The organism is Afipia sp. 1NLS2 (assembly GCF_000178995.1).
Taxonomy (GTDB): domain Bacteria; phylum Pseudomonadota; class Alphaproteobacteria; order Rhizobiales; family Xanthobacteraceae; genus Afipia.
Genome location: NZ_ADVZ01000004.1, coordinates 110,922 through 131,837, shown reverse-complemented (window position 1 = coordinate 131,837; position 20,916 = coordinate 110,922). Strand labels below are relative to the sequence as shown.

Sequence of the window (20,916 nt, the reverse complement as noted above, 5' to 3'; positions counted from 1 at the left end):
CAAAACCTCAAAGCCGGTGATCGTGCCGGAAGCGTTCCAGCGTCTGCTCGGCGATCGCGGCGACGCTTGCGGCGTCGAGAGGAAAATTCGCCGCCAGCCACGCATCTTCCGCGAGCGTCAGGACATGGCCGAGCGCCGGGCCTTCCTTCAATCCACGCGCGATGAAATCCGCCGCCTTCAGCGGGAATACCGGCGCACTCCAGCGCCGCGTCAGCGTCGCAAGCTCGCGCCAGCGCGGAGCTGCGAAATCCTGTCCCGCGCGCGCCCACGCGAGCATCACGCGCTCGGTGTAGCGATCCGGACCGAGACGATAGACACGGCGGCGCGCGATCTCCTCGTCCATCTCCCGCATCCGCCACCAGCGATGCCCCATGGAGTCCAGCCGCTTGGTCTCGGCGTTGGAGAGGCGCAGCCGCACCGACAACCGCTTGGCGTCTTCCGGCGTTGCCACCGTCAGCGCGCCGAGGCGGCGGATAGCGTCGGCGGTGAAGCCGAGCATCCGCTCCGCCTCGACCATGTTCGCGAACGGGCCATGATAACTGACGCCCGCGGTGATGCGGCCAAGCAGGCCACCATCTTCCATTTCGATCAGCGCGTCGGCGGCGCCCTTCGCCACCACGAGCTTGAGCATTTCCATCCGCAACCGCTCCGCCGACAGCGAAGCGAGCCCGTCGCGCGCAGCGATGCAGGCCTCCATCGCGGCGCGGTCAGGCTCGCCCTGCCCGTAAGCCGCGTGGATGCGGAAGAAGCGCAGGATGCGCAGGAAATCCTCGCTGATGCGGCGCGCGGGGTCGCCGATGAACCGCACGCGGCGCGCTTCGATGTCGGCGAGACCGCCGACATGATCATGCACGATGCCATCGGCGGACAGCGACAGGCCGTTGATGGTGAAATCGCGCCGCTCGGCATCCCTCACCCAGTCGCGGCCGAACGCGACCTTGGCCTTGCGGCCGAAGGTCTCGATATCCTCGCGCAGCGTCGTGACTTCAATCGGCGTGCCTTCGATCACCAGCGTGACGGTGCCATGCTCTAGTCCGGTCGGCACGCATTTGATGCGCGCCGCGCGCGCGCGACGGACGACTTCTTCGGGCAGCGCCGTGGTGGCCACATCGATCTCGCCGACGGGCAGATTGAGAAGCGCGTTGCGCACCGCGCCACCGACGATGCGCGCCTCTTCTCCATTGGCATTCAGAAGCGAGAGCGCCCGCGCCGCAGGGCCGGATGTCAGCCACGCTGCCATGATCGTCGCGGTCGGGATGGCGGCGCGCCCGGTCATTTATCGGACCCCGGAATGAACTTGCCGTTCTCGATGCGCGCCGGCGTATAGGTGGCGCCCGGCGGCGCGCCGGAAAAATTCGCCAGCAGGACAAGGCTGAGGATGACCAGCATGCATGCGCCCATTCCCAATCCCAGAACCGTGCGCACCGGCCAGGATGAACGGCTCAGCACCTCGCGGCGGCTTGCTAAAACAAACAGCGCATAAGCCACAAACGGAATCAGGAAAATCCCGATTTCGGTCAGCAGCGGTCGGATCATGGCGTGTAGATCCGCTCATACAGCACACGCAGCATGCCAGCCGTCGCGCCCCAGATATAGCGCTGCTCATAGGGCATCTCGTAGAAATAGCGGAGCTTGCCGCGATATTCCTTGGTGCCCTGCTTGTGGTTTGCCGGGTCCATCAGGAATGCGAGCGGCACCTCGAACGCATCGTCGACCTCGCTGGTGTTGAGCGTGAGGTCAAAGCCGGGGCGAATCCGCGCCAGCGTCGGCAGAATGCGAAAGCCGAAGCTCGTGGAATAGACATCAAGATAGCCGACCGGCTCGATGAAATCGCGCGTCAATCCGACTTCTTCCTTCGCCTCGCGAAGGGCTGCTTCCATCGGAGACACATCCTGCGGGTCGATCTTGCCGCCGGGAAACGAGATTTGCCCCGGATGATCGGAAAGATGCCCCGCGCGCGTGGTGAGCAGGACGGACGGCTGCTCGCGCTCGACAATGCCGATCAACACCGCCGCCTGCCGGATCGGCTTTTCGCGCGCGACGATTTCCAGCATCCAGTCGGTGCCGCGATCGCCGGTCTTGGCGACGATGCTGGGGTCGGCAAGCGCCGCTGGCACGTCGAAATTCAGCCGCGCGCGGGCGCGCTCGAAAAATTCCGCCGATCCCATATCAATCGAAGCGCGGTGCGGAACCGGAAGCGCGTCGGCACCCGCTTTGTCTTTCAGAAAACTGTCGTTCAAACTAAGCCCTTTAACTGCGCGGCATCGGCGATGGCGAAGAACGCTCCGCCCGAAGCTACGCCAAAAATCTCCTCGCCGCCGATCTGGCGAATCTCGCCGAGATCGACCAGTTCATAATATAGCGGCCGCGACAGCTTTGCCCACAGGCCTGCACGAACATGCAGGTAGGGCGCAAGGCCCCCTCTCGGCGCATCCTCGAAGCGCAGCCCGTGGGCGGCATCGCAATCGACCCACTCACCCACATTGGTGCGAAACGACAAAAAGGCCAATCCGTCCTGTTCCCTTGTCCTCATTTCGACGGCGAGAAACGGCGCATCGTCCACGACGATGCCGACTTTTTCCACCGGGGTGACCAGAAAATAGCGGTCGCCCTCGCGTTTCAGCACGCTGGAAAAGAGTCGCACCAATTCGGGACGCCCGATCGGGCTGCCGAGATAGAACCAGGTGCCATCGGAAGCGATACGGATGTCGAGATCGCCGCAAAACGGCGGATTCCACCGTTCCACCGGCGGCAAACCGGACGCATTGACACGCTGCGCCGCCGACGCCAGCGTATCAAGGCGCTGACCAATGTCCTCTGCTGCTATCGGCTGCCCTTGCTTCGCCATGGTTTTCCTTGACCGTGAGCAGTCTGGCACGATTTAGGCACGATTTTCCATATCCAAGCGGCGTTCACGCCCAATCGACGCAACGTGATGGATGTCGCCCCATTGGACCGTTAAAATGGGGGATCGCGCCGTGCGGACAGACTATTTCCCGCAGGTCCGGGCTAACATCGTCCAATCCGCGACTGACGCGGCAAGGAGCAGGAATGAACAGCGCAGATGTCGAAAAACTGGAAGACGTGATCGTTCGCTCCGCCGAGCAACTGGCGGGCAGCATCCGCGCCGCGCGTCAGGCCGTCTCGACCGTGATCTTCGGCCAGGAGCGCGTGGTGGACAACGCGCTGGTGACAATTCTCGCGGGCGGCCATGCGCTGCTGATCGGCGTGCCGGGCCTCGCCAAGACCAGACTCGTCGAGACGCTCGGCATCACGCTCGGGCTCGACGCCAAGCGCGTACAGTTCACGCCCGACTTGATGCCGTCCGATATTCTCGGTGCGGAAGTGCTCGACGAGAGCACGGCAGGCAAACGCTCGTTCCGTTTCATCGCCGGTCCGGTATTCGCCCAACTCCTGATGGCCGACGAAATCAACCGCGCCTCGCCGCGCACGCAATCGGCGCTGTTGCAGGCGATGCAAGAGCAGCACATCACCGTCGCGGGCGCACGGCACGATCTGCCGGTGCCGTTCCATGTGCTCGCGACGCAAAACCCACTTGAGCAGGAAGGCACCTATCCGCTGCCGGAAGCGCAACTCGACCGCTTCCTGATGGAAATCGATGTCGGCTATCCCGACCGCGATGCCGAACGCAAGATCCTGTTCGACACCACCGGTGCCGAGCAGACGACGGCGAAAGCGGCGATGACCGCTGATACGCTCATCACCGCGCAGCGGCTGGTGCGCCGTTTGCCGGTCGGCGATTCCGTGGTGGAAGCGATCCTCACGCTGGTGCGTTCCGCGCGTCCCGGTGAGGACGGCGGCGAGGATGCAAAATCCATCGCATGGGGACCAGGCCCACGCGCGAGCCAGGCCCTGATGCTCGCGGTGCGCGCCCGCGCGCTGCTCGACGGCCGCCTCGCGCCATCAATCGACGACGTGCTCGAACTTGCCGAGCCGGTGCTGAAGCATCGCATGGCACTGACCTTCTCCGCCCGCGCCGAAGGCGAAACCGTCACGGGCGTGATCGGGCGGTTGAAGGCACGGATAGGTTGATGGCCGCGGCCCTCAAACCGGCACTCACCGAAATCGAAGCGATCCGGCGTGCCGATGGCGAAAGCCGTTCGCTCGCCGCGTCGATGCCGCGCCTCGTACTGGAAGCGCGGCGCATCGCCGCGACCGTGATCCACGGCCTGCATGGGCGGCGGCGCGCCGGCACCGGCGAGAATTTCTGGCAGTACCGCCGCTTCGTCTCCGGCGAAGCCGCGCAGCGCGTCGACTGGCGGCGCTCGGCGCGTGACGATCTTTTGTACGTGCGCGAGCAGGAATGGGAAGCGGCGCACACCGTCTGGCTGTGGCCTGACCGCTCCAGATCGATGGCCTTCGCTTCCAAGGAGGCACGCGACAGCAAGCTCGAACGCGCCATCGTGTTGGGCTTCGCACTGGCCGAGCTTCTGGTTGCGGGCGGCGAGCGCGTCGGCATTCCCGGCCTGATGCGTCCGAGCGCGAGCCGCGGCATCATCGACCGGATGGCGCAGGCCCTGCTGCACGATGTGACCACGCGCGACAGCCTGCCCCCCGGCTTCGTGCCAGCTTCGCTCGCCGAAATCGTTGTGCTCTCGGATTTCTGGTCGCCGCTCGACGAGATCGCGGCGATGATTGCAGGACTCTCGGCGTCGGGCGCGCGCGGCGTATTGCTGCAGATCGTCGATCCCGCTGAGGAAACCTTCCCCTATTCCGGCCGCATCGAATTCAACGAACCCGAAGGCGCAGGTGCCATCGTCGCCGGGCGCGCGCAGAACTGGAAGGACGATTACACCGCGAAGCTCGCGCAGCACCGCGACGGCATCCGTGCCGAGACGGCGCGGCGCGGATGGCTGTTTTCCACCCATCGCACCGACCGCTCCGCCGCAGAGCTGCTGTTGTATCTGCATCAGGCGCTCGCCGCGTCGCGCGAAGGCAATGCCAGATCGGGATGGCCGGCATGAACGGATTGCCGCTCTCCTTCACCGAACCATGGCTGCTCGCGGGGCTGATCGCCTTGCCGGCGCTGTGGTGGCTGTTGCGCGTGATCCCGCCGCGCCCGGTGAAGGTGGACTTTCCGCCGACGCGGCTCTTACTCGACATCAAGCCCCGCGAGGAGACGCCGTCGCGCACGCCGTGGTGGCTGACGGCGTTGCGGCTGCTCGCCGCCGCGCTCGTGATCTTCGCCGCCGCAGGCCCGGTGTGGAATCCGAAAGGCGGCGCGGGCGCATCCACCGGTCCTCTCGTGATCCTGCTCGATGACGGCTGGAGCGCGGCCGCAAGCTGGGACGTTCGCATCCGTTCCGCCGACGAACTGATTTCGCAGGCCGACGCCTCGCGCCGCGCGGTGGCGCTGGTGCCTCTGTCCGAACCCGCGCGCGACATCAGCCTGATGCCGGCGGGCACGGCCCGCGTCGCCTTGCGCCAATTTGCGCCGAAACCCTACGGCATCGACCGCAGCGCCACGCTGCCGCTCATCAAACGCTTTCTCGGCGAGATCGGTGACGCCAGCATCGTCTGGCTCAATGACGGCATCGACAGCGGGCGCGGCGCGGACTTCGTGAGCGGCCTGCACGAAGCCATCGGCAACCGCGCGCTGACGGTCTATGAGGGCGGCACGCCGCCAACCCATGCGCTTGCAGCCGCCGAGAATGCCGCCGCGAAAATGACCGTGAAAGTGCTGCGCGCCACCGGCGGCATCGAGTCCGGCATCGTGCGCGCGCTCGACCAGAAGGGCGCGCCGATCGGTGAGACGCGCTTCGCGTTCGACGCCACCGCGCACGAGACGGAAGCGGCATTCGATCTTCCCGTCGAACTGCGCAACGACATCGCGCGGCTTGAGATCACGGGCGAGCGTTCCGCGGGCGCCGTGCAGTTGCTCGACAAACGCTGGCGGCGGCGCGCCGTCGGCATCGTGTCCGGTGCAAGCTCCGATATCTCGCAGCCCCTTCTCGCCACTACCTTTTACCTGACGAAGGCGCTTGCACCGTTCGCCGACGTACGCAACGCCGAGCGCAGCGCACCCGACGATGCGATCAAGCAACTGCTTGACCAGAAATTGCCGATGCTGATCCTCGCCGATGTCGGCACGCTGTCGCCTGAACTGCGCGAGCGGCTGGACGACTGGATCGCGCAGGGCGGCGTACTGATGCGCTTCGCAGGGCCACGTCTCGCCGCAGGCGACGACGATCTGGTGCCGGTGAAACTGCGGCGCGGCAACCGCAGCCTCGGCGGCACGCTGACATGGGAAAAGCCGCAACACCTCGCAGCCTTCGCAGCCGATGGGCCATTCGGCGGTCTGCCGGTGCCCGACGATGTCACCGTGACGCGGCAGGTGCTGGCCGATCCCGATCCCGCGCTCGCCTCGAAAACATGGGCCTCGCTGGCCGACGGCACGCCGCTCGTCACCGGCGAACGGCGCGGCAAGGGCGTGCTCGTACTGTTTCATGTCAGCGGCGATACGCGCTGGTCCGACCTGCCGCTCTCCGGCACGTTCGTCGAGATGCTGCGCCGGATCGTCGACATGGCGGGTTATGCCGATGCCGCCGGAAGCAACCTGACACCCGACACCAAGGTTGAGACGGTCGCGCCGACCCGCGTGCTCGACGGCTTCGGCGCCTTCACCGCGCCGCCGTCTACCGCCAAGCCGGTGAAGGCCGATTATCGCGGCCGCGCCAGCCTCGACCATCCGCCGGGATTCTACGGCCCGGTCGATGGCCCTGTTGCGGTGAACACGCTCGCCGCAACTGATCGCCTGACACCACTCGATACCTCATCGCTCAGCGCAACCCGCGCCAGCTACACCAACGCCGAGCCGCGCGACCTGCGCGGCACCCTGCTCTCGCTGGCACTTCTGCTGTTCGTCATTGACGCAATCATCATCGCCATCCTCGGCGGCACGTTGGCCGGATTGCTGCGGCGGCGCTCCGTCGCCACAGCACTCGCTCTGGCTGTCGTGTTGAGCGCGTTCAGCCCGCACGCTCTGGACGCACAAACCCCGTCCGCCAAATCAGCGCAGGCAACGAACACCGCCAAGGACGACTTCGCCATCAAGGCCGTGTCGCAGACGCACCTCGCTTATGTCATCACTGGCAATGCGGAGGTGGACAACATCGTCAAGGCCGGGCTCAGCGGCCTGTCGCTGTTCCTCGCCCAGCGCACCGCGCTTGAGGCCGGCGATCCGATCGGCGTCGATCCCGCCAAGGACGAGTTGTCCTTCTTCCCGCTGATCTACTGGCCGGTGATCGCGGACGCGCCGAAGCCCTCGCAGGAGGCGATCAACAAGCTCGACGCCTACATGAAGAATGGCGGCACGGTGCTGTTCGACACCCGCGACGCCATCGATGCGCCGCCGACCTCGAACGGGGAATCTCAGACCCCCGGTATGCTGGCGCTGCGGCAGATCCTGTCCTCGCTCGACATCCCCGAACTGGAGCCGGTGCCACGCGAGCATGTGCTGACGAAGACCTTCTATCTACTGCGCGACTTTCCGGGGCGCTTCACCTCGGGCCAGACCTGGGTCGAGGCGCTGCCGCGCGAGGGCGACAATGACGGCGTGGAGCGCCCGGCGCGAGGTGGCGACGGCGTCTCGCCGATCATCATCACCTCGAACGATCTCGCGGGCGCATGGGCGCTGCGGCCCGACGGCCAGCCGATGCTGCCGCTGACGCCGGGCGAGCCGCGCCAGCGCGAATTCGCCTTCCGCGCCGGCGCCAACATCGTGATGTACACGCTGACCGGCAACTATAAGGCCGATCAGGTTCATGCCCCTGCTCTGATTGAAAGGCTCGGGCAATGACGCAATACGGCATCGCCTTCACCCCGCTTGTTCCCTCGCTCGTGCTGTGGTTCGGGCTTGCGGCCACGCTCCTGATCGCGGCCATCTCGCTGCTGCGGCGTGCGCGCGGTGCGTTGTGGCGTGCGGCCGCGCTGGCCATGGTTCTGCTGGCGCTCGCCAATCCCTCATTCACCCGTGAATCCCGTGAGCCGCTGCCCTCGGTCGCCGCCGTCATCGTCGACAAGAGCCCGAGCCAGAGTTTCGGCGAGCGCGCGAAGCAGACCGACGAGGCGCGCGACGCGCTGCTTGAGAAGCTGCGCGCCATCAAGGGCCTCGACGTTCGCGTGGCCGACGCCGGACAGGCGGATGGCGAGACCGACGGCACCAAATTGTTCTCCGCGCTCTCGGCCACCCTCTCCGATGTTCCCACCGACCGCATCGCGGGAGCGTTCTTCATCACCGACGGGCGTGTGCACGACATCCCGGCCAGCGCCGCGACGCTCGGGTTTCAGGCTCCGGTCCATGCGCTCATCACCGGACACTCCGGCGAGCGCGACCGCCGTATCGCCATCGTCTCGGCCCCGCGCTTCGGCATCGTCGGACAGACACAGACCATCACATTCAAGCTCGACGATCAGGGCGTGGCCAACCAGCGCGCCGAAGTCACCATCCGGCGCGACGGCGAAGTCCTGAGCCGCCGCATGCTGACGAGCGGCGAGACCGGACGCATCCGGCTCGAGATTCCGCACGCCGGGCAGAACATCGTCGAGATCGAGGCTTCCCCGCTCGACGGTGAACTGACGCCGGTGAACAACCGCGCCGTGGTCTCCATCGATGGCGTGCGCGACAAGCTGCGCGTGCTGCTGGTCTCGGGCGAACCGCATGCGGGCGAGCGCACCTGGCGCAACCTCCTGAAGTCCGACGCCAGCGTCGATCTGGTGCACTTCACCATTCTGCGCCCGCCGGAGAAGCAGGATGGGACGCCGATCAACGAATTGTCGCTGATCGCATTCCCGACGCGCGAACTCTTCCAGCAGAAGATCAACGAGTTTCAGCTCATCATCTTCGATCGGTATGCCCGGCAAGGTGTTCTGCCGACTGCATATTTTGAAAACATCGCGCGTTACGTGAAGAACGGCGGCGCAGTCCTCGTGGCGGCCGGACCGGACTATGCCAGCCAAACCTCGATCTGGCGCACCCCGCTCGACGCAGTGCTGCCCGCCGAGCCTGTCGACGTCACCGAGAAGGCGTTTCACGCGCGCCTGACCGAGACCGGCAAGCGTCACCCCGTCACGCGCGGACTGGAAGGTTCGGCGAGCAACCCGCCGCATTGGGGCCGGTTCTTCCGGATCGTCGATACACGCAATCCCACCGTGCCGCCCGTGATGGAAGGCGCGAACGGCGAACCGCTCTTGCTGCTGTCGCGGCAGGGCGAGGGCCGGGTCGCGTTGCTGCTCTCCGACCAGATCTGGTTGTGGGCGCGCGGCTATGAAGGCGGCGGCCCGCATCTCGATCTGCTGCGGCGGCTGTCGCACTGGCTGATGAAGCAACCCGAACTCGATGAGGAAGCCTTGCGGCTGAAGACGCAAGGGCGCGATCTCGTCGTCACGCGCCAAACCATGGCGGACACGGTGAAGCCCGTGACCGTCACTTCGCCCTCGGGCAAGACCCGCGAAGTCACGCTTGCGCAGAGTGAGCCCGGCCTGTGGCGTGCAACCCTGGGCGCCGACGAACTCGGCCTGTGGCAGGCGACCGATGGCGACCTCAAGGCGCTCATCAGCGTCGGTCCCGCCAACCCGAAGGAATTCTCGGAAGTCACTTCAACGACGCAAACACTCGCGCCGCTGACGAAAGCAACCGGCGGCGACACGCGGCGGATTTCGGAATCCGGCACCGTCGAACTGCCGCGCATCCTGCCGATCCATGGCTCGACCGTGTTCGAGGGTTCGGGCTGGCTCGGCCTCAAGATGCGGGACGCCAGCGTGGTGCGCGGCATCGGCGCCTTCCCGGTGTTCGCGGGCCTGATCGGGCTCCTGCTGCTGCTCGGCGCTTTCGCGGCGACCTGGGTGCGCGAGGGTCGGTGACGGCAAAACCACACTCCGCCGCGCTCTGACGACAGTATTCCCGGGGTGGATTGACATCCCCGGAGCTTCCAATGTTACATTGTAACATCCGGTGGCCCTCAGCCCCGGCATGGGGAATTGACGTCCAATGGAGTGGTTGCGGTCGAAAGCCAAACGGCTGTCGTTGCTGGCGCTGTTCGCGCTGGCGATGCAGATCGGGCTGTCGTTCGGCCACACCCACGTCGCTGCCTGGTCGGCAGACCGTACCCAGATCGCCACCAATTCTTCCGCCGACGGCACCCCTGGCCATCATGATGCCGACGCGATCTGTTCGATCTGCGTCACCACGGCGATGGCGGCAAACGGCCTGCATGCGGCCGCGCCCGTGCTGCCGCTGCCCGTCCGCTTCGCGGCAATCGATTTCGCAAGCTCTCTCTCCACGGATGCCCCACGCCTCCGCACGGCTGCATTTCATCCGCGCGGGCCGCCCCTCCTCCTGATCTGAACCGTCCGTCTCGGCCATTCGCTCCAATGGCCGGCTCTCCGTTCAATCCGCGGCTGCTCACCCTGAGCAACCTGCGGCGTCAGGATCAAACGTACAATGTCCCGTTCACTTCTCCGCGCTTCGCTCGCCAGCGCTTCGGCAATTGCGCTTGCCGTGTTCAGTCCACCCGTCCATGCGCAGCAGGCCACGCCGCCTGCAGCCACCCCGGCACCGGTGCCCGCGCCTGCTTCCACGCCCGCTCCTGCTTCCGGCAGCACAGTCCTCCCGGAAATCATGGTGCATGCGCCAAGCCCCATCGATCATCACAGGCATCGCCCCGTCATCGCGGCAAGACATGGCAGCGGCCCAGCACGCAATCACGGCAAGCCGAAAGAAAAACCGGACACGCCTGCCGTCGCACAGACCACACCGGCGCCCGCACCGTCACAGGGCACGCTGCCGATCGTCACCGACCAGTTCGCGACTGTCACCGTGGTGCCGAACGAGGAAATCCGCCGCAGCGGCGCGCAGACTTTCGGCGATCTTCTGAACGACAAGCCCGGCATCACCGGCTCGTCGTTCGCGCCGGGCGCATCGAGCCGCCCGATCATTCGCGGCCTCGATATGAACCGCGTCGGCATTGTCGAGAACGGCATCGGCAGCAACGGCGCATCCGATCTCGGCGAAGATCATTTCGTGCCGATCGATCCGCTCACCACCAACCAGATCGAGGTGATCCGCGGACCCGCGACGCTGCGCTACGGCTCGACCGCCATCGGCGGCGTCGTCAGCGCCACCAACAACCGTATTCCCGACGCGCTGCCGTGCAATCCGGTGACCCCCGCGCAGACCTGGGGTTACGACGTGAAAGCGCCTTCAGGCTCCGGCTATTGCAGCACCTTTGAGACCCGCACCGGCTATTCCAGCATCGACAATGGCCGCCAAGGCGCGGTGCTGCTGGATGCCGCGAGCAACAATTTTGCGATCCACGCCGACGGCTTCGATCGCAAAACCGATAGCTACGGCATTCCGAATTCGCCGTACCGGTTCGATCCGGCGCGGCCCTTCAACGGCACACAGGCGAATTCCGGCACGCATTCCTACGGCGGATCGGTCGGCGGCACCTACTTCTTCACCGGCGGCTACATCGGCGCTGCGATCCAGCAGAACAATTCGCTCTATCATATCCCTGGCATCGACGGCGAGGAGCACAACACCCGCATCGACGCCAAGCAGACCAAGTTCACCGCCAAGGGCGAGTATCGCCCCGACGCGGCTGCCATCGAGGCAATCCGCTTCTGGGTCGGCGCGACCGACTACAAACACAACGAGTTGGGCCTCAACGACGACAACGGCGCCGACGGCGTGCGCCAGACCTTCACCAACAAGGAGCAGGAAGGCCGCATGGAGGTGCAGTTCGCGCCGGTGGACGTGAAATTCGCGGCGATGACGTCGGCACTCGGCGTACAGGCTTCGCATCAAGAGCTGACCGCGCCGAGCCCGGACGACATCGGTAGTCCGTTCAACGGACTGTGGGACCCGAACAGCAACACCCGCGTCGCGGGCTATTCGTTCAACGAATTCGCCTTCAGCAACACCACCAAGGCACAGATCGCGGGACGCATCGAGCACGTCAACCTGTCCGGCTCGTCGCCCTCCTTCATACCTGAATTGTTCAACGACACGTCGGCGATCGGCCCCGCGGTTTCGCGCAATCTCAACTTCAACCCCGCGAGCGGCAGCGTCGGGTTGATTCAGAACCTGCCTTACGGCCTCGTCGCCAGCCTCACCGGGCAATACACCGAGCGCGCGCCGAAGCCCGCCGAACTGTTCTCGCGCGGCGGGCACGATGCCACCGTGACGTTCGACATCGGCAATCCAAATTTGAAGATCGAAACCGCGAAATCGGTCGAGATCGGCCTGCGCAAGAACACCGGCCCGTTCCGGTTTGAACTGACCGGGTACGATACCCACTTCAACGGCTTCATCTACCGCAATCTCACCGGCAACACCTGCGACGGCACCGCGTGCGTTGCCAACAACAGCCTCGAACTCAATCAGGCGATCTACTCGCAGCGCGACGCCCACTTCCGAGGCGCGGAATTCCAGTTCCAGTATGACGTGATGCCGCTGTGGTTCGGCCAGTTCGGCGTCGAGGGACAATACGACATTGTCCGCGCGACCTTCGACGACGGCAGCAACGTGCCGCGCATTCCGCCACAACGGCTCGGCGGTGGCGTTTATTATCGTGATGCCAACTGGCTCGCGCGCGTCAATCTCCTCCACGCCTTCGCGCAGAACGACATCGGCGGCATCGAAACATCGACGCCGGGTTACAACCGCCTGAAGGCGGAACTGAGCTACACCACCAAGCTCGCCAAGACGGACTGGTGGGGCGCGCAGGAAATTCGCGTCGGCATCGTCGGCGACAATCTGCTGAACGAGGACATCCGCAACGCGGTGTCCTACACCAAGGATGAGGTGCTACTGCCCGGCCTTGGCGTGAGGTTGTTCGCGAACATCAAATATTGATCTGTCCTTCCCTCTCCCCGCTTGCGGGGAGAGGGAAAAAATAATCATCGCGAAGATCAGGCCCGGACGTAATTCCAATCCGGGCGGATCGCGCCGGACACGCCGTCAAAAGCGCCGTCCGCCAGCTCGCGCACGAGAAGCCGCGCCGGGTCTACCGGCCCGGGCATGGCGGTGACGCCGTTCGGAATCCGCTTGAAGCCCATGCGGCCGTAATAGGGTTCATCCCCGACCAGCACGACGAGACGATGGCCCTTCGCCTTCGCCTGGTTCAGCGCATGATCCATCAGCGCGCGCCCGATGCCGCGCCCCCGGAATGGCGGCTCCACGGTCAAAGGCCCGAGCAGCAGCGCGGGCGTCTCGCCGACGCAGATCGGTAATTGCCGCACCGAGCCGACCAGCAGCGTGCCAATGCGCGCGGTGAACGACAGATCGAGCAGATGGTCAACATGCTCACGCAGCCGATAGGCGCTGAGGACGAAGCGGCCGGGGCCGAAGGTGCGCTGGTGCAGCCGCTCGATCGCCTGGGCGTCGTTCGGTGTCTCGGACAGGATGGTCAGGGAGAGATCGGTCATCGCCCGCGCGAATAGCATTTGCCGCGCCGCCGGTCCATCGGACAGTTTTCTATCGGAGGCAGCTTGACCTTCTCCGGTTAACTCCAATCCGCTGGAATCGGCCGTTGTTCGAGCACCTCGGTAATCCTTGACCGCGTGCCCCGTGTCGTGTCGGGCGGCAGATCGGCCGGATCAAAGAAACCGCAGGCGACGATCTCATGGTTCGGCGCAGGCATCCGCTCCTGGCGGAAATCGCGCACGACATAGACTGCGACATGATCGCGGCGCGAGACATGACGGTTGAAAAAAATGCCATGCAGGCGCGGCTCGCCGGTCAGCTCGATGCCACCCTCCTCGTGAAGTTCGCGCCGCAGCGAGTCGGGAATTGTCTCCCCCGTCTCGACACCGCCACCCGGCAGATGCCACCCGGCGACATAGCTGTGCTTGACCAGAAAGACGTGCCCCTTGCCATCCAGCACCACAGCGCGGGTGCCGAGAGTCATGCCGCGCGCGAACCGCGCATAGACATGAAACACGCGGCGGATGACCGGCTCGCATGTCAGCCGCAGCGACTGGAGGTTCATCGGGCGGGCCCGAGACTGGAGATCATCTGGCAACCTTTACGTCTTGCGGCTTGCGCCCCGGCAGCCTGCTTGTCACAACGGTTCCCATTGTCCGGCTCAGGGATGCCCTTGCGATGAAGAAATTTGCGGATCTGACGGAGCGCGAGATACTGGCGCTCGCCATCTCCAATGAAGAGGACGACAGCCGTATCTACCACGGATTCGCCGATGGCCTCGCCGAACAGTTTCCGGCCTCCGCCGCGATCTTTTCGGACATGGCCAAGGAAGAAACCGGCCACCGGGATCGCCTGTTTCAACTCTATCGGGAGAAGTTCGGGGAGCATCTGCCGCTGGTGCGGCGGGAGGACGTCTCCGGCTTCATCAGGCGCAAGCCATTGTGGCTGATGCGCCCGCTCGGCCTCAGCGTGGTGCGCACATACGCCGCCCAGATGGAGACCGAAGCGGCCGAATTCTACCGCAAGGCAGCCGCCGTCGCGCGCGATGAATCCATCCGCGCGCTGCTGCTTAGTCTCGCCCAGGAGGAAGACCGCCACGAGGCACGCGCCGAGGAACTGGCCGAGCAGCATCTCACCCCCGAAGCGATCGCCACCGAGGCGGAGACCCAACGACGCGCCTTCCTGCTGCAATATGTCCAGCCCGGTCTGGTCGGACTAATGGACGGTTCGGTCTCGACGCTGGCGCCTCTGTTCGCCGCGGCCTTCGCCACCCACCAGCCGTTCGCGACGTTTCTGGTCGGCCTCGCAGCCTCGGTCGGTGCCGGCATCTCGATGGGCTTCGCCGAGGCGCTGTCAGACGACGGAGCATTGACCGGGCGCGGCTCACCGTGGATTCGCGGCACGGTCTGCGGCCTGATGACCACGCTCGGTGGCCTCGGCCACACGCTGCCCTACCTCATTCCCGACTTCACCATTGCGACCACGCTTGCGGTGATCGTCGTGGTGATCGAGCTGGCGCTGATTTCGTGGGTCCGCCATCGCTTCATGGACACGCCATGGCTACAGGCTACATTCCAGATCGCAGTCGGCGGCACACTTGTGTTCCTCGCCGGCATCCTGATCGGAAGCGCCTGACGTGAACAGTTTCACCCTCGCCCATCTCTCCGATCCGCATCTCGGGCCAATGCCACCGGCGCGGCTCACCGAGCTGCTCGGCAAGCGCGCGATCGGTTACGCGAACTGGAAGCGCCGCCGCCACATGATTCATCGGCGCGATGTGCTGGCGCAGCTTCTGGCCGATCTTCACGCGCAGAATCCCGACCACATCGCGGTGACGGGCGATCTCGTCAATGTCGCGCTGCCTGCCGAATTCACGCAGGCACGCGCATGGCTGGAGAGTATCGGCTCGGTGCATGATGTCTCGCTGGTACCGGGCAATCACGATGCCTATGCGCGTGTGGCACGCGGCCAGTTTGCCCTGTCATGGGCGGACTACATGCGCGGCGACGATGCGACGGAAGTTGGCTTTCCGTATCTGCGCCGCCGCGGGCCGCTCGCGCTGATCGGCCTGACCACGGCGGTGCCGAGCGCGCCGTTCATGGCGACGGGACGGATCGGCCGCGCGCAGCTCGCGGCGCTGGATTCATTGCTGATAAAACTGAAAAACGAGCCGCTGTGCCGCGTCGTTCTCGTCCATCACCCGCTGCGTTCAGCGCGCGGACGGTGGAGCGCGCGCCTCACCGACGCGCCCGCGCTGATCGATATCCTCACACGCCACGGCGTTGATCTTGTGCTGCACGGCCACGACCATCGCCATGCTACCGTCTGGCTTCAAGGCCAGCGCGGCCGCTTCGCCTCGATCGGCGTGCCGTCCGCGTCGGCTTCATTCGGCGGGCACCATCAGCCGGCAGCCTATCAGTTGATTTCGATTGCGCGCAAAGACGACGGCACATGGAATATCAGCCGCCGCGTGCGGGGTTTCGGCGGCACGACCGATGGCGTTGTGGAATTGAAAAACGAACGGCTCGCCTGACTCACATGCTCCGCAGCGCCGCGATCAGCGCGATGCCGAACAGCCCCGCCATGCCGATGACGACGCCGAGCACGAACGGCCAGAACCTGCTGGCAGGTTTCGCCACGACAACCGTGCTTCGGACCGGTGCCACGATCTCTGCGGGCAAGGCCGACACCAGCGCGCGGTCGCGTTCGATGATCCGGCGCGCGATGTAATCGGTGATGGCATCGACCATCACCGGCACGTCATGCGATTCGGCGAGCACGGTGCGACCGAATCGGGTGTCCTGCACGAAACGGTAAATCCGCTTGTCACGCCCCATCGCGACATGGGCGATGGAATCGATCCATAGGCGCGGGGTGTCGCCCTGGCTGATGCCACGATCGAACAGATCGACGCCCGGCGGGATCTCGGTAAAGAGCTGATCGAGCGCCTCGTTGAGGATTTCGAGCCTTGCGGCCTCGGCATCGCGCAGATCGACCACGACGCCGGTGCGGTCCGCCGCCTCGATTCGCGCCTTGTGCAGCGCAGCGCGCAGGCTCCCGACCCCGGGATTCCTTGCCGCTCCGTCGAGACCCTGATCCGCCATGCGGTCACCCTCTTATACCCGAGGGATTAACCTAGCAGTAACCAAAACCGCCCGCTACAGCCTTGGAAGCCGTCCCGGGATGAAAGGCTCTCCGGGCTTCCGTCCCCCCACTCCCAAGAAAAAAACCCCGCCTTTTAAGGGGCGGGGCCAGTACGAGTTCGACGCAGAATTGCGCCTCACCCTGGGAAAGAAGGTTACGCGCTCTCGCGCAGCGGCTCCTCGACGATGGAAAAGCGCACGCTGCCGCGATGCCGATTTTCTTCCGAAACCACGCGCCAGGCATCTTCGGCTTCCTTGCGGGTCTTGAACGGGCCCTGCACCTGAGCCGAGCCCTGGACGAGCTTGTGGAAGTTCATCGAACCGAACTCGCCGCCGATCACCCAAAAATTGCTGCCACTCATCTGAGCCTCCGTTGGTTAGCTTGAAGTCGATTCAATCATGAGAACTGGTTCATGGTGTTGTGAACGCCGCCCGCCTTGAGGGCCGCTTCACCGGCGAAGTATCCCTTGTGGTCGTCGCCGATATCGGAGCCGGCCATGTTCTGGTGCTTGACGCATGCGACGCCCTGGCGGATTTCCGCGCGCTGAACGTTTTTCACGTAGCCGAGCATGCCCTGATCGCCGAAATAATCCTTGGCGAGATTGTTCATCATCAGAGCCTCCGTGTGATAGGTCGGCAGCGTGATGAGGTGGTGGAAGACACCGGCCCGCTTCGCCGAATCCATCTGGAAGGTGCGGATCAACTGATCGGCTTCGATCGCCAGCGGCGTATCGTCGTATTCCGCCTTCATCAACTCGGCGCGGTTGTACTTGCTGACGTCCTTGCCCGCTTCCTTCCACTCGTCGAACACCTGCCAGCGGAAGTTCAGCGTCCAGTTGAACGACGGCGAGTTATTGTAGGCGAGCTTCGCGTTCGGGATCACCTCGCGGATACGATCCACCATGCTCGCGACCTGCGCGATATTCGGCCTCTCGGTTTCGATCCACAAAAGATCGGCGCCGTTCTGCAGCGAGGTGATGCAATCCAGCACGCAGCGGTCCGCGCCCGTGCCCGGACGGAACTGATACAAGTTGCTCGCCAGCCGCTTCGGGCGCATCAGCTTGCCGTTGCGGCTGATGATGACGTCGCCGTTACCGATCTTGGTGGCATCGACTTCCTCGCAATCGAGGAAGCTGTTGTACTGATCACCGAGATCGCCCGGCTTGTGGCTGACCGCGATCTGCTGGGTGAGACCGGCGCCAAGCGAGTCGGTGCGGGTGACGATGATGCCGTCCTCCACGCCGAGTTCGAGGAACGCGTGGCGGCAGGCACGGATCTTGGCGAGGAACACCTCGTGCGGCACCGTCACCTTGCCGTCCTGATGGCCGCACTGCTTCTCGTCCGAGACCTGATTCTCGATCTGCAATGCGCAGGCGCCTGCCTCGATCATCTTCTTGGCGAGCAGATAGGTCGCCTCCGCGTTGCCGAAACCGGCGTCGATGTCGGCGATCACCGGCACGACATGGGTCTGGAAGTCGTCGATCTTCGCGATCGCCGCCGTCTCCCGAGTCTTGTCGCCGGCCTTACGCGCGGCATCGAGTTCGCGGAAGATGTCGTTGAGTTCGCGCGAGTCGGCCTGACGCAGGAAGGTGTAGAGCTCTTCGATGAGCGCGGGCACCGAGGTCTTCTCGTGCATCGACTGATCCGGCAGCGGGCCGAATTCCGAACGCAATGCCGCGATCATCCAGCCCGAGAGGTACAGATAGCGACGGTCGGTCCTCCCGCCGAAATGCTTCTTGATCGAGATCAGCTTCTGCTGCGCGACGAAGCCATGCCAGCAGCCGAGCGACTGGGTGTATTTGGTGGGGTCCGCGTCGTACGCGGCCATGTCCGCGCGCATCAGGGCCGCCGTGTAGCGCGCGACATCGAGACCCGTCTTGAACCGGTTCTGCAGACGCATGCGGGCAATGGCTTCCGCCGTGACGCCGTTCCAGGTGGGCTTGTCCTTGAGCAAGGCCTCAGCCGCCTTGATCTCGCTTTGATAAGACGACGGGCCCGGGATTGCGTAATCGGTGATATTGCGCGTCTGATAGTTCATTTGATTACCTACAATTGTTACATCGCATTGCCAAAGAGAGCCCTTGCATCCAACGCGATAGATCGAATATCGTCTAGATATACAGAAACTCGTTCGTGATGGGTTGTGCGAGTTTTACAAGTTCTTACCGGTTAACTTGTAAATCTTGTAACAATTGGGACGAGTGCAGAGGAGCCGGACATGCGCACCCCGACCGAAACGGGCAGGAAACTTTTCGTCGGGCCGCGCTTCCGCCGCCTGCGCAAACAGCTCAACCTGTCGCAAACCCAGATCGCAGAAGGCCTTGGCCTCTCCCCGAGCTACATCAACCTGATCGAGCGCAACCAGCGCCCGGTGACCGCGCAGATGCTGCTGCGCCTCGCCGAAACCTACGACCTCGACCTGCGCGACCTCGCGACCTCCGACGAGGACCGCTTCTTCGCCGAACTGAACGAAATCTTTTCCGATCCCCTGTTCCGCCAGATCGACCTGCCGAAACAGGAACTGCGCGACCTCGCCGAGCTTTGCCCCGGCGTCACCCACGCGCTGCAACGCGTCTACGCCGCATATACCGAAGCGCGGCGCGGCGAGACGCTGGTCGCGGCGCAGTTCGCCGACCGCGACAAGGGGGGTGGCCATGATTACGAGGCCAACCCGATCGAGCGCGTGCGCGACCTGATCGAGGCCAACCGCAACTATTTCCCCGAACTTGAAACCGCCGCCGAGACGCTGCGCGACGAGATCGACACCGATCCGCAGGGCCTGCGCACGGCACTCATCAACCGGCTGCGCGAAAAGCATTCGACCACGGTGCGGATCATGCCCGTGGACGTGATGCGCGAGACGCTGCGGCGCTGGGACCGCCACCGCCGCCAGGTGCTGATCTCCGAGCTCGTCGACAGCGCCGGGCGCACCTTCCAGCTCGCGATGCAGTTGAGCCTCTCCGAGGCGAACGCACAGTTCGAATCCATCATCAACCGCGCCGGGCCGCTCGACGACACCACGCGCAAGCTCTACCGCATCACGCTTGCGAATTATTACGCGGCGGCGGTGATGATGCCCTACCAGCCGTTCCTGAGCGCGGCCGAAACACTGGGTTACGACCTGCACGTTCTGACGCGGCGCTTCAACGCGGGCTTCGAGCAGGTCTGCCATCGCCTGACCACGCTGCAACGGCCGAACGCGCGCGGCGTGCCGTTCTTTCTGCTGCGGGTGGACAATGCGGGCAACGTCTCGAAGCGGTTCTCCTCCGGCACGTTTCCGTTTTCGAAATTCGGCGGCACCTGCCCGCTCTGGAACGTGCATTCCACCTTCGACACGCCGGACCGCCTCTTACAGCAGATCATCGAACTGCCGGACGGCAGCCGCTATTTCTCAATCGCGCAGACGCTGCGCCGCCCCGCCGTGCCGTGGCCGCATGTGCAGCCACGCTTCGCCATCGGGCTCGGCTGCGAAATCCGCCACGCCTCGAAGCTCGTCTACACGGCAGGCCTCGACCTCGACCGCGCCGAGGGCACCCCGATCGGCGTCAACTGCCGGCTGTGCGAGCGGGAAAATTGCAGCCAGCGCGCCGAGCCGCCGCTGACGCGGACGCTCATCCTCGACGAGACCACGCGGCGCGTGTCGTCGTTCGCGTTCTCCAGCGCGAGAGACATGTGAGCCGGGAGAATCATCGCGGGCTCTGTGGCCGGAAATTGCGTCTCGCAATCACGTGAGCGTGCCTTGTGTGCGCCTGCGGGCGCACTACATCCGGCGCACTGTTTCACCGCACGATTTTCTGAAAGGCTTCCCATGTCGTTTTACGATGGTACCGCCCCGCTGTTCACCCATTCGCTGATCGCACTCTCGAAAGTGCTCGCCAAGGGCGAAGCTTATGCGAAAGAGCAAGGCATCGCGCCCGAGGTGCTGCTCAATGCGCGGCTCTACCCGAACATGTATCCGCTGACGCGCCAGATCCAGTTGGCCTGTGATTTTTCCGGCAAGGCCTGCGCCCGGCTCGCCGGGACGGAAGTGCCTTCCACGCCCGACACCGAAACCACGTTCGAGCAATTGCAGCAGCGCATCGCCAGGACCATCGAAGGGATCAAGTCCATCCCGGCGGCGAAATACGAAGGCGGCGACGTGCGCGACGTGACGTTCGCGACCGGCAAAGACACCACCAAGACGCTGCCGGGGCAGAAATTCTTCAACCACGTCGCGCTGCCGAACTTCCTGTTTCATTGCACGACCGCCTACAACATCCTGCGCCACAACGGCGTTGCGTTGGGCAAGCTGGATTTCCTCGGCGCGAACTGAATACCGCCCGCTAC

The 20,916-nt window shown here is 64.7% G+C and carries 19 protein-coding genes; 10 read left to right on the top strand and 9 right to left on the bottom strand.

The window, feature by feature from the left end:
- Nucleotides 1–7: 7 nt before the first annotated feature.
- From AFIDRAFT_RS14755 to AFIDRAFT_RS14740, 4 genes are read right to left on the bottom strand one after another with little or no spacing between them, the layout of a single operon-like run.
- Nucleotides 8–1,276 (bottom strand): CCA tRNA nucleotidyltransferase, encoded by a 1,269-nt coding sequence (locus AFIDRAFT_RS14755; RefSeq protein ID WP_009340331.1) that lies wholly within the window; start codon nucleotides 1,274–1,276, stop codon nucleotides 8–10.
- Nucleotides 1,273–1,536, bottom strand: coding sequence for a DUF6111 family protein (locus tag AFIDRAFT_RS14750; protein WP_009340330.1), 264 nt, complete (start codon nucleotides 1,534–1,536; stop codon nucleotides 1,273–1,275). Before AFIDRAFT_RS14750 ends, AFIDRAFT_RS14755 begins: the two co-directional genes overlap by 4 nt.
- Nucleotides 1,533–2,240: a CoA pyrophosphatase gene (locus AFIDRAFT_RS14745; RefSeq protein ID WP_009340329.1), complete on the bottom strand. Its 708-nt coding sequence runs from the start codon at nucleotides 2,238–2,240 to the stop codon at nucleotides 1,533–1,535. Before AFIDRAFT_RS14745 ends, AFIDRAFT_RS14750 begins: the two co-directional genes overlap by 4 nt.
- Nucleotides 2,237–2,848 (bottom strand): DUF1285 domain-containing protein, encoded by a 612-nt coding sequence (locus AFIDRAFT_RS14740; protein ID WP_009340328.1) that lies wholly within the window; start codon nucleotides 2,846–2,848, stop codon nucleotides 2,237–2,239. The genes AFIDRAFT_RS14745 and AFIDRAFT_RS14740 overlap by 4 nt, the downstream gene beginning before the upstream one ends.
- Before the next feature lie 203 nt (nucleotides 2,849–3,051).
- On the opposite strand from AFIDRAFT_RS14740, the gene AFIDRAFT_RS14735 reads away from it, so the two are divergent.
- From AFIDRAFT_RS14735 to AFIDRAFT_RS14710, 6 genes are all read left to right on the top strand, one after another.
- A complete protein-coding gene (locus tag AFIDRAFT_RS14735; RefSeq protein ID WP_009340327.1) occupies nucleotides 3,052–4,053 on the top strand; it encodes an AAA family ATPase in 1,002 nt (333 codons plus the stop codon).
- A complete protein-coding gene (locus AFIDRAFT_RS14730) occupies nucleotides 4,053–4,985 on the top strand; it encodes a DUF58 domain-containing protein (RefSeq protein ID WP_009340326.1) in 933 nt (310 codons plus the stop codon). The genes AFIDRAFT_RS14735 and AFIDRAFT_RS14730 overlap by 1 nt, the downstream gene beginning before the upstream one ends.
- Nucleotides 4,982–7,819, top strand: a complete 2,838-nt coding sequence (locus AFIDRAFT_RS14725) for a DUF4159 domain-containing protein (protein WP_009340325.1) — start codon at nucleotides 4,982–4,984, stop codon at nucleotides 7,817–7,819. The genes AFIDRAFT_RS14730 and AFIDRAFT_RS14725 overlap by 4 nt, the downstream gene beginning before the upstream one ends.
- Nucleotides 7,816–9,882 carry a membrane protein gene (locus tag AFIDRAFT_RS14720; RefSeq protein ID WP_009340324.1) on the top strand — a complete coding sequence of 689 codons (2,067 nt, stop codon included), beginning with the start codon at nucleotides 7,816–7,818 and terminating at the stop codon, nucleotides 9,880–9,882. The genes AFIDRAFT_RS14725 and AFIDRAFT_RS14720 overlap by 4 nt, the downstream gene beginning before the upstream one ends.
- A 127-nt stretch (nucleotides 9,883–10,009) precedes the next feature.
- Nucleotides 10,010–10,366: a hypothetical protein gene (locus AFIDRAFT_RS14715; protein WP_009340323.1), complete on the top strand. Its 357-nt coding sequence runs from the start codon at nucleotides 10,010–10,012 to the stop codon at nucleotides 10,364–10,366.
- Nucleotides 10,367–10,462: 96 nt separating this feature from the next.
- Complete coding sequence (locus tag AFIDRAFT_RS14710; protein WP_009340322.1) at nucleotides 10,463–12,877, top strand: TonB-dependent receptor; 2,415 nt, start codon at nucleotides 10,463–10,465, stop codon at nucleotides 12,875–12,877.
- Nucleotides 12,878–12,933: 56 nt separating this feature from the next.
- Here the strand turns inward: AFIDRAFT_RS14710 and AFIDRAFT_RS14705 are convergent, their stop codons facing one another.
- Both AFIDRAFT_RS14705 and AFIDRAFT_RS14700 read right to left on the bottom strand, forming a co-directional pair.
- Nucleotides 12,934–13,449, bottom strand: a complete 516-nt coding sequence (locus AFIDRAFT_RS14705) for a GNAT family N-acetyltransferase (protein ID WP_040298525.1) — start codon at nucleotides 13,447–13,449, stop codon at nucleotides 12,934–12,936.
- Between the two features lie 77 nt (nucleotides 13,450–13,526).
- The gene (locus tag AFIDRAFT_RS14700) at nucleotides 13,527–14,012 is read right to left on the bottom strand and encodes an NUDIX domain-containing protein (protein WP_009340320.1); all 486 of its coding nucleotides are present in this window, start codon (nucleotides 14,010–14,012) and stop codon (nucleotides 13,527–13,529) included.
- Between the two features lie 113 nt (nucleotides 14,013–14,125).
- Between AFIDRAFT_RS14700 and mbfA the strand changes: the two genes are divergently transcribed.
- The gene (mbfA, locus tag AFIDRAFT_RS14695; protein WP_009340319.1) at nucleotides 14,126–15,082 is read left to right on the top strand and encodes an iron exporter MbfA; all 957 of its coding nucleotides are present in this window, start codon (nucleotides 14,126–14,128) and stop codon (nucleotides 15,080–15,082) included.
- A gap of 1 nt (nucleotide 15,083) precedes the next feature.
- A complete protein-coding gene (locus AFIDRAFT_RS14690; RefSeq protein WP_009340318.1) occupies nucleotides 15,084–15,980 on the top strand; it encodes a metallophosphoesterase family protein in 897 nt (298 codons plus the stop codon).
- Between the two features lies 1 nt (nucleotide 15,981).
- On the opposite strand, the gene AFIDRAFT_RS14685 is transcribed toward AFIDRAFT_RS14690, so the two are convergent.
- From AFIDRAFT_RS14685 to AFIDRAFT_RS14675, 3 genes are all read right to left on the bottom strand, one after another.
- Entirely contained in the window at nucleotides 15,982–16,551 is a 570-nt protein-coding gene (locus AFIDRAFT_RS14685) for a hypothetical protein (protein ID WP_009340317.1), read from the bottom strand.
- A 194-nt stretch (nucleotides 16,552–16,745) separates the two neighbouring features.
- Complete coding sequence (locus AFIDRAFT_RS14680) at nucleotides 16,746–16,952, bottom strand: DUF4170 domain-containing protein (RefSeq protein ID WP_009340316.1); 207 nt, start codon at nucleotides 16,950–16,952, stop codon at nucleotides 16,746–16,748.
- Nucleotides 16,953–16,987: 35 nt separating this feature from the next.
- Nucleotides 16,988–18,628 (bottom strand): isocitrate lyase, encoded by a 1,641-nt coding sequence (locus tag AFIDRAFT_RS14675; protein WP_009340315.1) that lies wholly within the window; start codon nucleotides 18,626–18,628, stop codon nucleotides 16,988–16,990.
- A gap of 180 nt (nucleotides 18,629–18,808) precedes the next feature.
- Between AFIDRAFT_RS14675 and AFIDRAFT_RS14670 the strand changes: the two genes are divergently transcribed.
- On the top strand, nucleotides 18,809–20,266 hold the full coding sequence (locus AFIDRAFT_RS14670; protein ID WP_009340314.1) for a helix-turn-helix domain-containing protein: 1,458 nt from the start codon (nucleotides 18,809–18,811) through the stop codon (nucleotides 20,264–20,266).
- A gap of 132 nt (nucleotides 20,267–20,398) precedes the next feature.
- Nucleotides 20,399–20,902 (top strand): DUF1993 domain-containing protein, encoded by a 504-nt coding sequence (locus AFIDRAFT_RS14665; protein WP_009340313.1) that lies wholly within the window; start codon nucleotides 20,399–20,401, stop codon nucleotides 20,900–20,902.
- Nucleotides 20,903–20,916: the final 14 nt, after the last annotated feature.

Excerpts from the sequence above, each read along its gene's own strand:
- AFIDRAFT_RS14755 (WP_009340331.1), bottom strand. The coding sequence starts at position 1,276 with ATGACCGGGCGCGCCGCCATCCCGACCGCGACGATCATGGCAGCGTGG.
- AFIDRAFT_RS14750 (WP_009340330.1), bottom strand. The coding sequence starts at position 1,536 with ATGATCCGACCGCTGCTGACCGAAATCGGGATTTTCCTGATTCCGTTT.
- AFIDRAFT_RS14740 (WP_009340328.1), bottom strand. The coding sequence starts at position 2,848 with ATGGCGAAGCAAGGGCAGCCGATAGCAGCAGAGGACATTGGTCAGCGC.
- AFIDRAFT_RS14735 (WP_009340327.1), top strand. The coding sequence starts at position 3,052 with ATGAACAGCGCAGATGTCGAAAAACTGGAAGACGTGATCGTTCGCTCC.
- AFIDRAFT_RS14730 (WP_009340326.1), top strand. The coding sequence starts at position 4,053 with ATGGCCGCGGCCCTCAAACCGGCACTCACCGAAATCGAAGCGATCCGG.
- AFIDRAFT_RS14725 (WP_009340325.1), top strand. The coding sequence starts at position 4,982 with ATGAACGGATTGCCGCTCTCCTTCACCGAACCATGGCTGCTCGCGGGG.
- AFIDRAFT_RS14720 (WP_009340324.1), top strand. The coding sequence starts at position 7,816 with ATGACGCAATACGGCATCGCCTTCACCCCGCTTGTTCCCTCGCTCGTG.
- AFIDRAFT_RS14715 (WP_009340323.1), top strand. The coding sequence starts at position 10,010 with ATGGAGTGGTTGCGGTCGAAAGCCAAACGGCTGTCGTTGCTGGCGCTG.
- AFIDRAFT_RS14710 (WP_009340322.1), top strand. The coding sequence starts at position 10,463 with ATGTCCCGTTCACTTCTCCGCGCTTCGCTCGCCAGCGCTTCGGCAATT.
- AFIDRAFT_RS14705 (WP_040298525.1), bottom strand. The coding sequence starts at position 13,449 with ATGACCGATCTCTCCCTGACCATCCTGTCCGAGACACCGAACGACGCC.
- AFIDRAFT_RS14700 (WP_009340320.1), bottom strand. The coding sequence starts at position 14,012 with ATGAACCTCCAGTCGCTGCGGCTGACATGCGAGCCGGTCATCCGCCGC.
- mbfA (WP_009340319.1), top strand. The coding sequence starts at position 14,126 with ATGAAGAAATTTGCGGATCTGACGGAGCGCGAGATACTGGCGCTCGCC.
- AFIDRAFT_RS14685 (WP_009340317.1), bottom strand. The coding sequence starts at position 16,551 with ATGGCGGATCAGGGTCTCGACGGAGCGGCAAGGAATCCCGGGGTCGGG.
- AFIDRAFT_RS14680 (WP_009340316.1), bottom strand. The coding sequence starts at position 16,952 with ATGAGTGGCAGCAATTTTTGGGTGATCGGCGGCGAGTTCGGTTCGATG.
- AFIDRAFT_RS14675 (WP_009340315.1), bottom strand. The coding sequence starts at position 18,628 with ATGAACTATCAGACGCGCAATATCACCGATTACGCAATCCCGGGCCCG.
- AFIDRAFT_RS14670 (WP_009340314.1), top strand. The coding sequence starts at position 18,809 with ATGCGCACCCCGACCGAAACGGGCAGGAAACTTTTCGTCGGGCCGCGC.
- AFIDRAFT_RS14665 (WP_009340313.1), top strand. The coding sequence starts at position 20,399 with ATGTCGTTTTACGATGGTACCGCCCCGCTGTTCACCCATTCGCTGATC.